This is a genomic window from Cryobacterium sp. M96 (assembly GCF_002929845.1).
GTDB lineage: Bacteria > Actinomycetota > Actinomycetes > Actinomycetales > Microbacteriaceae > Cryobacterium > Cryobacterium sandaracinum.
This window is the reverse complement of sequence record NZ_PJJS01000015.1, coordinates 1-11,464: the sequence shown is the minus strand read 5'-3', so window position 1 is coordinate 11,464 and position 11,464 is coordinate 1. Positions and strand designations below refer to the sequence as shown.

At 68.2% G+C, this 11,464-nt stretch carries 10 protein-coding genes and 2 pseudogenes; 4 read left to right on the top strand and 8 right to left on the bottom strand.

All coding sequences use genetic code 11. The annotated features are described in order from the left end of the window. The 4 genes from CXY79_RS00325 to dapE form a co-directional block, all read right to left on the bottom strand. Positions 1-474, bottom strand: a 474-nt coding sequence (locus CXY79_RS00325; protein WP_369827910.1) for a hypothetical protein, incomplete at its 3' end; no start/stop codon positions are given. 429 nt (positions 475-903) lie between these two features. Continuing rightward, a complete protein-coding gene (locus CXY79_RS00320) occupies positions 904-1,080 on the bottom strand; it encodes a DUF3117 domain-containing protein (protein WP_104099180.1) in 177 nt (58 codons plus the stop codon). Positions 1,081-1,143: 63 nt separating this feature from the next. After that, positions 1,144-2,361, bottom strand: coding sequence for a hypothetical protein (locus tag CXY79_RS00315; protein ID WP_233191089.1), 1,218 nt, complete (start codon positions 2,359-2,361; stop codon positions 1,144-1,146). Then, positions 2,337-3,431: a succinyl-diaminopimelate desuccinylase gene (gene dapE, locus CXY79_RS00310; RefSeq protein WP_104099177.1), complete on the bottom strand. Its 1,095-nt coding sequence runs from the start codon at positions 3,429-3,431 to the stop codon at positions 2,337-2,339. The genes CXY79_RS00315 and dapE overlap by 25 nt, the downstream gene beginning before the upstream one ends. Before the next feature lie 17 nt (positions 3,432-3,448). Between dapE and dapD the strand changes: the two genes are divergently transcribed. Further along, positions 3,449-4,429 carry a 2,3,4,5-tetrahydropyridine-2,6-dicarboxylate N-succinyltransferase gene (gene dapD / locus CXY79_RS00305; RefSeq protein ID WP_104099176.1) on the top strand — a complete coding sequence of 327 codons (981 nt, stop codon included), beginning with the start codon at positions 3,449-3,451 and terminating at the stop codon, positions 4,427-4,429. A 277-nt stretch (positions 4,430-4,706) separates the two neighbouring features. On the opposite strand, the gene CXY79_RS00300 is transcribed toward dapD, so the two are convergent. The 4 genes from CXY79_RS00300 to CXY79_RS00285 all read right to left on the bottom strand — a co-directional run bounded on the left by CXY79_RS00300 (position 4,707) and on the right by CXY79_RS00285 (position 8,682). After that, complete coding sequence (locus tag CXY79_RS00300; protein ID WP_369827911.1) at positions 4,707-5,987, bottom strand: citrate synthase; 1,281 nt, start codon at positions 5,985-5,987, stop codon at positions 4,707-4,709. Between the two features lie 239 nt (positions 5,988-6,226). After that, positions 6,227-7,330, bottom strand: coding sequence for a succinyldiaminopimelate transaminase (gene dapC / locus CXY79_RS00295; protein WP_104099175.1), 1,104 nt, complete (start codon positions 7,328-7,330; stop codon positions 6,227-6,229). Positions 7,331-7,337: 7 nt separating this feature from the next. Continuing rightward, positions 7,338-7,655: a ferredoxin gene (gene fdxA / locus CXY79_RS00290; protein ID WP_104099174.1), complete on the bottom strand. Its 318-nt coding sequence runs from the start codon at positions 7,653-7,655 to the stop codon at positions 7,338-7,340. Between the two features lie 34 nt (positions 7,656-7,689). After that, a complete protein-coding gene (locus tag CXY79_RS00285; protein ID WP_104099173.1) occupies positions 7,690-8,682 on the bottom strand; it encodes a PIG-L deacetylase family protein in 993 nt (330 codons plus the stop codon). Here CXY79_RS00285 and CXY79_RS00280 point away from each other — a divergent pair. From CXY79_RS00280 to CXY79_RS00270, 3 genes and pseudogenes are all read left to right on the top strand, one after another. After that, positions 8,681-9,094: pseudogene (locus tag CXY79_RS00280) on the top strand (FTR1 family protein); the annotation flags it as partial. The gene CXY79_RS00285 and the pseudogene CXY79_RS00280 overlap by 2 nt on opposite strands. 175 nt (positions 9,095-9,269) lie before the next feature. Further along, positions 9,270-10,280, top strand: a complete 1,011-nt coding sequence (locus CXY79_RS00275; RefSeq protein ID WP_104099172.1) for an EfeM/EfeO family lipoprotein — start codon at positions 9,270-9,272, stop codon at positions 10,278-10,280. A gap of 118 nt (positions 10,281-10,398) precedes the next feature. Further along, positions 10,399-11,264 (top strand): annotated as a pseudogene (locus CXY79_RS00270) (Dyp-type peroxidase). The last annotated feature ends 200 nt before the right edge of the window (positions 11,265-11,464 follow it).

Below are 11,464 nucleotides of genomic sequence, written 5' to 3'. Positions count from 1 at the left end.
CACGCCGAGGTCCCCGGCGGTGAGGGCGTCCGCCACGGCCGGGTAGTAGGGCGGCAACATGCTGGTGCCCGCCCGGCGCGGCGTCACGTTCTCGCCCAGGCGCACCCGCCGGTTCGCCTCCCGGGAAGAGACGCGGGTCAGACGGGTGATCAGATCGATGCCGCTGCTGGCCCCGTTCTTATACGCCAGGGACTCATGGCCCAGGATGCGGCGGGACCGCACCGAAATGTCGGCGGCAGAGGCGACCCTGGCCGCATCGACCCGACGGCCGAGGTCTTCAACCGTACCCAGCACCATCATCGCGTCCGCCTCACCCAGGAGCGAGAAGGAGACCGAGTCGAGCACGGCCGCGGCCAGATCACGGGCCTGCTGCAGCTGCTGCACGAGGGGTGACTGTGCACGGGGTGCCTGCGCGAGGGGCGGCACCGCCTGCGGTGAGGCGGTGGGGTGGTGCGGAGTGGGGGCTCCAGCCATGCCTACATCGTATACACGTTCTAAGTTGAAGTCGATAGATGAGGTAGGATGACTGTCGAGTTTCGTTTTCCTGTTCTAATTGATTCGGTGACAGAAGGAGGTGGCGGCGCGGGGCACGGATGGTGCGGCGCGGGTTTGCAGGCTGGACTGCCGGGTTTGGCACGCTTAACCACCGGCGGCGAGCGCAGCCAGCCCGGGGCATCCGTCGTGACGTCAACTCGGAGAAATACGCGACACGCCGGAACTGATGGCGCCCAAACCGGCGTTTCCTAAGATTCTCCGCGTCTACGTGCCGACGGATGCGGGTGGCGGGCCCGGTGACGGGTACCTCCTACGGGCGGTGCGACGGCTGTCCGCGGGAAACCCATCCGCTCCAGGTCGGCAAAAAAGATCGGCCGCACAACCTGAGCTGCGCGGCCGATCCTGGAACTATACGGTCGGCTGGACTACACCGGCGAGGGCATCGTGAAGCTCTTTGGCTTCAGCGTCGTTCACAGAGACGACAAGTCGACCTCCACCTTCGAGCGGAACACGCACGATGATAAGGCGCCCCTCTTTTACAGCCTCCATTGGCCCGTCTCCGGTCCTTGGCTTCATGGCCGCCATGAACTCCCCTTCCATTCATTCGTCTGAACTTCTATTATCTGCCATTACGGGCTGAGACTGTAATTAGGGAGGTGTCCAGTCCGCTCCGTCGACCCCCCAGCACAGCAGGAGCCAGCCCCACTGTCCGGCGATGAACAGCAGCACGATGCCCACCCGGTAGACGGCGCTCCGCGGCTGCGCCACGGCACCCAACAACGGAAACATCGGCATCAGCAGGCGGAAGGTGCTCGACTGCGGGAAAAACACCGCTAGCAGGTAGAGGCCGTAGCTGGCGAGCCAGAACCGCAGGTCAGTGCCCAGTCGGCGCACCGCCGGCAGCAACAGGGTCAGGCCGAACGCCAGGATGAGCCCCGATACAACGATGATGCCCAGCGGCATCCCGAGCCACCAGACACCGCCCTGGAACCAGGCGGTGAACGGAACGAGTTCCTGGTAGCCGATGTAGGCCGACCGCCAGGCCAGCTCGGTGTCGGTGTAGGCGGTGATCGACCCCGTGGCGATCCAGGCGATGGCCGGCCAGGCCAGGCCGGAAATGCCGCTGAACACGGCAACGGATGACGCCAGCAACCGTTCGCGCACCGAAAACGGGTCTTGTGTCCGGGCAAGCCAGCGGTGCAGGACGTGCAGCCCCAGGGCGAGCGCGAAGGCCAGGCCGCTGGGCCGGGTCAGCGCCATCACGGCGATCACCGGGAACAGCAGCACATACCGCCGCTCGAGCAGCAGGAGAAGTGCCAACGTGAGCAGGAAGAGGTACAGCGACTCGGCATAACCGAACTGCAGCACGGGCGACAGCGGGGCCACACAGAACAGCACCACCGCGAACAACGCCGTCCCGGAGGCCTGTACAGTGCGCATCAGCCGGTAGAACAGCAGGGCGGCGCCGAGGCTGGCGGCCAGGGACACGAATACGGCCACGGGTGCCCACGGCTGCCCGAGGAGCACCATCAGCAGGCGCACGACCACCGGGTAGCCGGGCATAAAGGCCCAGGCGTTCTCCGCGATCTCCCCGCCGGCGGTGAGCGGCAGTGTCGACGGGTAGCCCGCGACGGCGACGATGTTGTACCAGCGGGCGTCCCACATGTTCGCGAACTCCGCGTAGCCGGGTGACACGCCCGTCCACGGGTTGGCGCCCTGCACATTCGCAAGCAGTAGCACCAGGGTGGTCGTGACGAGCCGGGACGCGGCCCAGATCAGGGCGACCAGGGCCCACCACGGCGTGAGCCGGTAGCCGGCCTTCCAGCCGGACGACGCCACGGCTACCCGACGCTTGTGGTCAGCCACGCGCGAAGGCCGTCCTCGCAGTCCGTGATCTGCGCCAGGGCGACGCGTTCGTCGTCGGCGTGGGCCTTCAGTGGGTCGCCGGGGCCGTAGTTGACGGCGGGAATGCCCAGGGCGGAGAAGCGGGCGACATCCGTCCAGCCGTACTTGGGCTTGGCCTCGCCGCCGACCGCGGTCAGGAACTGCAGGGCCAGCGGGGCATCCAGGCCCGGCCGGGCACCCTCGGCCCGGTCGACGACGGTGATCTCGTAGCCCGCGAAGAGCTCCTCCAGGTGCACGATGGCCTCCGCCGAGGTGCGGCTGGGGGCGAACCGATAATTGATGTGCACCATGCACTCATCGGGGATGACGTTGCCGGCGATGCCGCCGCCGATGCCGACGGCGTTGAGGCCTTCGCGGTAGACGAGGCCTTCGACCTCGACCTGCCGCGGCTCGTAGGCCGCCAGGATGTCGATGACGGGCCCGATCTTGTGGATGGCATTGTCGCCGACCCAGCTGCGGGCGGAGTGGGCGCGCAGCCCGAAGGTGCGGATCTCCACGCGCACGTTTCCGTTGCAGCCACCCTCGATCTGGCTGTTTGTGGGCTCGCCGAGGATGGCGAAGTCCCCCGCGAAGAGGTCGGGCCGGTTGAGGGCGAGGCGGCCGAGACCGTTGAGGTCGTCGGAAACCTCCTCGTGGTCGTACCACATCCACGTTACGTCGACGCTGGACGCGGTCAGTTCGGCGGCCAGCTTCAGCTGCACGGCCACGCCGGCCTTCATGTCGACGGTGCCGCGGCCCCAGAGATAGTCGACGCCATCGATGGTCTCGAACCGGGTCGGCAGGTTGTCGTTCAGCGGGACCGTGTCGAGATGGCCGGCAATGATCACGCGCTGGGCCCGACCCAGGTTGGTGCGGGCGACGACGGTGTCGCCGTCGCGGATGATGTCGAGGTGCGGGTACCCGGCCAGCGCGCGTTCCACCGCGTCTGCGATGGCGGCCTCGTTACCGGACACCGACTCGAGGTCGCAGAGCGCCCGGGTGAGCTCGATCGAGGTCGCGGACAGGTCCAGGTTCACGGTGTTTTGGGGCACTCTACTAACCTAGAGCCATGACCTCCGCCGTGCCCCCGACATCCGTTTCCCCCTCGAACGCGTGGGGCTACGGCCTCGCCACCGTCGCCGGCGACGGCACGGTGCTGGACACCTGGTTCCCCGAACCTCGGCTCGGAACCCTGCCGGCCGGCCGCGACCGCTGGATCGTGCCGTCTGAACTCGAGGAATTCGCCGGGGTGGACCCGAGGCGAATGGTGCGAATCGAGGCCGTGACGATCGAGATCGACCTCACCGCTGCGCCTACCGGAACGTCGGATGCCTACCTGCGCCTGCACCTGCTGTCGCACCTGCTGGTGCGCCCGAACACCCTCAACCTCGACGGCATCTTCGGCCACCTGCCCGCCGTGGTCTGGACGAATGCCGGCCCGATGCTGCCCGCCGACTTCACCCGACTGCGGCCGGCCCTGCAGCGCCACGGCATCCAGACGACCGGAATCGACAAGTTCCCGCCGCTACTGAACTACGTCACGCCCGACCGGGTGCGGATCGCGGACGCGTCCCGGGTGCGTCTCGGGGCGTACCTCTCCCCCGGCACCACGGTGATGCACGAAGGTTTCGTCAACTTCAACGCCGGTACCCTCGGCACCTCGATGGTCGAGGGCAGGATCTCTCAGGGTGTCGTCGTGGGTGACGGCGCCGACATCGGCGGCGGTGCCTCCATCATGGGCACGCTCTCCGGCGGCGGTACCGAACGGGTGTCCATCGGCGAACGGGCCCTGCTCGGGGCCAATTCCGGGGTGGGCATCTCGATCGGCGCCGACAGCGTCGTCGAGGCGGGGCTCTATGTGACCGCCGGCACCAAGGTGCTGCTGCCGGGCCAGCCGCGCACTGCCGACGGCACGACGCCGTCGGTGAAGGCCGTCGAACTCTCCGGGGTCGCGAACCTGCTTTTCCGCCGCAACTCGGTCTCGGGCGCGGTCGAGGTGCTGGCGCGCACCGGCACCGGCATCGTGCTGAACGCCCAGCTGCACGCCTGACGCCGGGCGGCCGGTCCGACGCTCGAGCGCGACCGAAACAACCCGCACGGCGGCGCCTCCGCTGAGTACGCTGCCAGTCGCAAGGGAGTGGCGTGGGAACGACACACCCGACCATCATCGCCGAGGCGCCGCCCGACTACAGCCCCAGGTCCCTGACGAATTCGACGGAGATTCCGCTCGAAATCGCCCTAGACAGGCCGGAAACCGGCATTTTCGGCAGAATCTCCGTCGAATTGGTTCGATCCCGGCAGCGGGGGCGCGCGGTGCCTCGCGGCGGCTAGCGGCGCGGGAAATCGCGGGCCGGCGACCCGATGTAGAGCTGTTGCGGGCGACCGATCTTGGTCGTGGGGTCCTCGTTCATCTCGCGCCAGTGCGCCACCCAGCCGGGCAACCGGCCGATCGCGAAGAGCACCGTGAACATGCTGGTCGGGAAGCCCATCGCCTTGTAAATGACGCCGGTGTAGAAGTCCACGTTCGGGTAGAGCTTGCGCTCCCGGAAGTAGTCGTCGTTGAGCGCGATGTGTTCGAGTTCCTTGGCGATGTCCAGCAGGTCGTCCTTGACGCCCAGTGCGGCCAGCACCTCGTCGGCGCTCTCCTTGACCAGGGTCGCCCGCGGGTCGTAGTTCTTGTACACCCGGTGGCCGAAGCCCATCAGGCGAACGCCCTGTTCTTTGTTCTTGACCCGTTCAACGAACTTCTCGACGCCTTCGCCGGATGCTTTGATCTCGCCCAGCATCTTGAGCACGGCCTCGTTGGCGCCGCCGTGCAGAGGCCCGGAAAGCGCGTTGATGCCCGCGGAGACCGACGCGAACAGGTTCGCCTCAGTGGAGCCGACCAGGCGAACGGTCGAGGTCGACGCGTTCTGCTCGTGGTCCTCGTGCAGCATCAGCAGGCGCTCGAGGGCCTTACTGACGACCGGGTTCACCTCGTAGGGCTCGGCGAGTGTGCCGAAGATCAGCCGCAGGAAGTTGTCCACGTAGCCGAGCGAGTTGTCGGGATACAGGAATGCCTGGCCGATGCTCTTCTTGTAGGCGTACGCCGCCATCACGGGCAGCTTGGCGAGCAGGTGCACGGTGGCCAGCTCGACCTGCTCCGGGTCGTTGGGCTCGAGCGCATCCTGGTAGTACGCGGCCAGCGCCGAGGTGCCGGCGGAGAGCACAGCCATCGGGTGCGCGTTGTACGGCAGCACGTCGAAGAGGCGGCGCAGGTCTTCGTGCAGCAGGGTGTGCCGACGGATGCGCGTGTCGAAGGCCTCGAGTTCGCTCGCGCTAGGAAGGGAACCGTAAATCAACAGCCAGGCGGTCTCGAGGAAGTTGGAGTTCTGGGCGATCTGCTCGATCGGATAGCCCCGGTAGCGCAGGATGCCCTTCTCGCCGTCGATGAACGTGATCGCCGACCGCGTGGCCGCGGTATTCACAAACCCGGAGTCGAGGGTGATCAGACCCGATTTGCGGGTCAGCGTCGAGATATCGATGCCGGAGGCGCCGGCCGTGCCGCGCACGATCGGGAACTCGGCGGATCCGCCGGGGAACGACAGTGTCGCCTGCTTGGGTTCGATGGATGGCGTTCGCTCGGCGATGTCGCTCACGGCGGCTCCCTGGGTCTGACTGAGTGTCACTGGATATCACTACCTAACCGTCTGGTGGCTGACCGTCTGTGGCGATGGGCCACAGCACACCGGTGTGTCTGGAGACGTCAACGCGGATACAGCCTAATGGCCGCAACCGCCTACTGTTGCATCCACCAAGAATGTCCACTCTTCATTGGAGAGAGTTGACATTTCCCGACAGTGGGGCATTAGCCAGCGTGCAACCGAGTCGCAGCCGCCGCGATGCGTTCGTCCGTGGCGGTGAGGGAGAAGCGCACGTGTCTCGGGTAGCCGTCGCCGTAGAACGGACCGGGTCCGGCGAGGATACCCCGCTCGGCGAGCCGCCCGATCGATTCCCAGGCGGGGCGCCCCTCGGTCGCCCAGAGGTAAAGCCCGGCCTCACTGCGGGTGATGCGGAAGCCCGCCGCCACCAGTGCGGGCAGCAGCACCTCGCGTCGCGCCTGGTAGCGCCGACGCTGCACGATGACGTGTTCGTCGTCGCCGAGCGCGGCCACCATGGCGGCTTGCAGCGGCGCGGGAAGCATGAGGCCGGCATGCTTGCGCACGGTCAGCACCCGGGCGAGCAGGTCCGCGCAGCCGGCCGCGAACGCGCCGCGGTAGCCGGCCATGTTCGACTGCTTGCTCAAGGAGTAGAGCGCGAGCACATCGTGCCGGTCCTGCCCGATGACGCGGGGGTCCAGGATGCTCGGGGTCGGCCGGGCATCCCACCCGTCGGTCCAGCCGAGCTCGGCGTAGCACTCGTCGGAGACGATCACCGCGCCGAGTTCCCGGGCGCGCGCGACGGCCGTGCGCAGCGCGTCGACCGAGAGAACCCGGCCATCCGGGTTGCCCGGGCTGTTCAGCCACACCAGCTTCGTCGTCTCGGGCCAGTCGGCGGGGTCGTCGGCGGCGAGGGCGTCCGCTCCGGCCATGGCCGCGCCGATGCTGTACGTCGGGTACGCGGCAAGCGGATGCACAATGGTGTCACCCTCGCCGAACCCGAGCATGAAGGGCAGCAGGGCCACTATCTCCTTCGACCCGATGGTCGGCAGCACGTTCTTCTCGGTGAGGCCGGTGACGCCGCGCCGGCGCTCGTACCAGTCGATGATCGCCCGCCGCAGCTCCGGCGTGCCGGCGGTCTGCGGGTAAGAGTGGGCGTCGGTGGCCTGGGCCAGCGCTCGGCGGATGACCTCGGGCGTCGGGTCCACCGGCGAACCGATCGACAGATCGACGATGCCGCCCGCATGGGCCCGGGCCCGGGCGGCGAAGGGGACCATCTGGTCCCACGGGTAGTCGGGGAGCGGCTTCAGCATGGCTGAATCAGACCTGGGGAGGCAGCACGGCGATGATGGGGTGGTCCTTATGGATCACGCCGACCTTGGCCGCCCCGCCGGGCGAGCCGATGTCGTCGAAGAACTCGACGTTGGCTTTGTAGTACTCGGCCCACTGCTCGGGCACATCGTCCTCGTAGTAGATGGCCTCGACCGGGCAGACCGGTTCGCAGGCACCGCAGTCGACGCACTCGTCGGGGTGGATGTAGAGCGAGCGGTCACCCTCGTAGATGCAGTCGACCGGGCACTCGTCGACGCAGGCGCGGTCCTTCACGTCGACGCACGGCAGAGCAATGACGTATGTCACGTTGGAGGGCTCCCTTCACAAGCGAATATCCAGTCTATGCCGAACGCGGACGGGCCGGGATTCGTGGCCAGGCCAGCACGATCGTGGCCACCAGGGTCGGCACGACGGTCCAGAGCAAACCCGGAATCCCCTCGGGGACCAGGACAGAGCCGCCGGTGCTGCGCAGAGACAGGATGAAGATCGTGCCGAGGAGGCCGATCGCGCAGGAAAAGACGACCAGGCGGTCCCCCAGCATCAGACGGAGACCTGCCAGGAGCGTCATGATTCCGGCCAGGGCCAGGATCAGCCCGATCGGGATCGTCACGGGCCCGATTGGGAGGGTGGCCTGGTGCGCGATCGTGCCGAGCACGCCGAAGGCGGCCCCGGTCAGGAGGGCGACGACCGCGGCCAGGCCGCGGCTGAGCAGCCCGGGGGTCGCGTCCGGGTCGGGAGCGTGCGCCAGGGGCAGCCGCAGGAAGGTCTCGGTGCCACCGATCGTGACCGGGCGGTCCGCCGGGTCGGCCGGGTCGGCCGGGTCGGCCGCGGCCACCGACTCGACCGGCACGACGGTGTGGTCGGTGACGCTCCAGCGGCGCGCATACGCGGCGAGGGCGCGCAGCTTCTGGTCGACCTGGCCGCTCACATCGATCGCGACCAGCCGCTGGCCGACGGCATCCGTCACCTGGCGGTGCTCGAAGACCGGCACATTCAGGCTGTCGGCGGCCCCGGCGGCCGCCCGGCGGAGGGTGTCGTCGTCGGCGCCGATCACGACCGCGGTGGCGTGCACGTCCGCGAGCACGTCGGCGACGGCCTCGGCCAGTGACTGCGCCCCGGATGCCGCGGGCAGCATCCGCCAGTCGCTTACGTCGAGCGCCGCCATGGCTGCGCGCACGTCGGAGTCGTCCGCGGAGTGGGAGTCCGTGGAGCCGAACAGAACGACGACCTCGGCGTCGTCTGATCGCAGCCGGGCGATGGTTCCGCCGGTCAAAAGGGATTCCTGACCGGGCCGGTCGTGCACGAACACGACTCGTTCTGCGCTGCCGGACATGACCATTGCTGAGCTCCACGGAGTTGGGACGGGCGGACACCCGCGCATGAATGATAGCTGGACACGATCGCAGAACCGAAGCTGGAGTCAGGATACTAAGGTTAGCCTTACCAAACTTCTCCCTCAAACCCAGGAAGCCTTGTGCTCGCGCAATTACCTGATCGGCCTCCGTGAAGGCCTCGAAGTCGCCCTCATCGTGACCATCCTCGTGGCCTACGTCGTGAAGGTCGGCCGCCGGGACGTGCTCCGGCGCATCCGGACCGGATGCAGCCTCGCCGTGCTGCTGGCGCTCGGCATCGGCGGGCAGCTCACCAACGGCACCTACGGCCTGTCGTTCGCGTCCCAGGAGGCCATCGGCGGCGTGCTGTCGATCGTGGCGACGGGCCTCGTGACCTGGATGGCGTTCTGGATGCTGGCGCGAGCCCGCAACCTGTCCGGCCAACTCCGGCGCAGCATCGACCGGTCCCTTGTGGGATCGGGGCTCGGCCTCGTGGTCCCAGCACCAGCCCCGCGTACGAGCACGCCGCCGAGACCGCGGCGCTCCCCGCTGACCCAGCCCCTTCCCGAACCTTGTGCTAGGGACTCCTATGAACGCCCGCCTCGTTCCCCTCACCGCAGTTTCCGCGTTCGGCCTGCTCGTCCTCACCGGCTGCGTCGCCAACGCCCCGGCCGGTTCCGCCGGGGCGTCCCTCACGGTCGACAGCAGCGCGGATGCCGGCACCGTCTCGGCCAAGGAAGCCCCCGTCGGAAACCTCAGCTTCAGCATCACCAACTCGGGCGACCAGGTCACGGAGTTCTACCTGCTCGCCGATGACGGCCTGCGCATCGACGGCGAGGCCGAGAACATCGGTCAGGGACTCACCCGCGACCTGGTCATGCAGCTGGCCGCGGGCGAATACGTCACCGCCTGCAAGCCCGGCATGACCGGTGACGGGATCGGCAAGGCCGGCTTCATCGTCACCGCCTCCGACCAGATCGTCGCGGTCGACGACGACCTCGAGGCGCAGATCGAGACCGCCAACGTCAACGACGCCTCCTCTGTGCGCGATCAGGTGGCCCAGCTGGTCACCGGCACCGACTGGCACGCAATCGAGAAGGACCCCTGGCCGGCCGACGCCGAGGCCGGTTTTCTCGCCTATCCGGCCGCGGAGCGCCTACGCCTCGCCGACCGCCTGATGCAGGACACCGCGACCCTGAACGAGGAAGTGCAGACCCTCTCCTTCACGCTGTCGCAGCAGACCAACGGCGCGATCGGCCTTTTCGACGAGGTCGCCACCGGCAAGGTCGCCACCGGCAAGGTCACCGACGAGGAGGAGTTCTGGTCGCACACCGACCTCCGGGACTTCCAGGCCAACGTCGACGGTGCCGCGGTGCTCTACGCCGGCGTGCGGGACATCCTGGGCGACAAGGATGCCGCCCGCGCCGATAGCCTCGACACCGAGTTCGCCGCGCTGCAGACACTGCTGGACGCCCAGCGCGTCGGCGACAGCTTCACCCCGTACACCGAGCTGAGCGAGGCCGAGATCGAGGCCCTCGCCGACCAGGTGGACGCCCTCGGCGAACCGCTCAACCAGCGGACCGCAACCCTGGTGCTCTAGGTGACCGGGCAACAGCAGTCGCGCGGCCTGTCACGTCGCGGGCTGCTCGGCTTCGGCGTTCGACGTTTCCGCGGGCACCATCAGGTCCGGGTTGGTCGACTGCTCCGCGACCGGACCGATGCCGCCGCCGCCATGGCTATGGGGTGTGACATCGGCGATTTCGGGCCGTCAGCGGCCCTTACGACGCACCCCGGAGGACACCGGCGAGGCGCTCGGCCTGCCGGCCTCCGGGCTGACGATCACGTTCGGGTTCGGCCCGAGCCTGTTCGAGAGCATCGACGGCGCCGACCGTTTCGGCATCGGGAGTCGGAGCCCGGTCGAGCTGGTCGAATGCCGCACTTCCCCGGGGACAGGCTCGAGCCGGGACGGAGTGGCGGCGACCTCGGCATCCAGGCCTGCGTGGACGACCCGCAGGTGGCCGTGCACGCCAGCCGCAACCTCTCTCGCATCGCCTTCGGGCGCGCGGCGTTCCGCTGGTCTCAATTGGGGTTCGGACCCACTTCCTCGACGAGTACGGCGCCGGCCACGCCGCGCAACCACTTCGGTTTCAAGGACGGCACATCCATTATCACGGCAGAGGAGCCGGATGCCGCCGCCGACCATGTCTGGGTCGGCGGCGGAGACGGGCCCGCCTGGCTGGCCGGCGGCTCCTATCTGGTGGCCCGGCGCATCCGGATGACCATCGAGTCCTGGGACCGCACCATCCTGCGCGAGCAGGAGGCCGTGTTCGGCCGCAAGAAGGGCGAGGGTGCCCCGCTGTCGGGCGGCACGGAGTTCACCGCTCCGGACTTCGCCCTTACCGGCCGGGCAGACCTGCCGCTGATCGGCGCGACAGCGCACGTGCGCCTGGCCCGGCACGACGCTCCGAACGAGTACATCCGCCACGTCGGGTCAGCCCTCTGCGCCGTCCCGCCCGGGGCCGCTTGGGGCCGCCCGCGGCTCCTACGCGGGTGCCGCCCTCTTCGCCTGATCCCCCGCGGCTGAGTGAGCCTGCCTTTCGGTCGGCCTGACCCGGTGCAGCAACTCCGGCCCGAACGAATTCGACGGAGATTTTGCCCGAACCACTCCCAAACACGACAAAACAGTCGTTTTTCGAAAGATTCTGGCTCCCCTGCTGTATCCGTGGGTGTTTCGGAGCGCCTTAACGGCCGCACGCCGCTTCCTGTCTAGGTTTCTGACTGTCA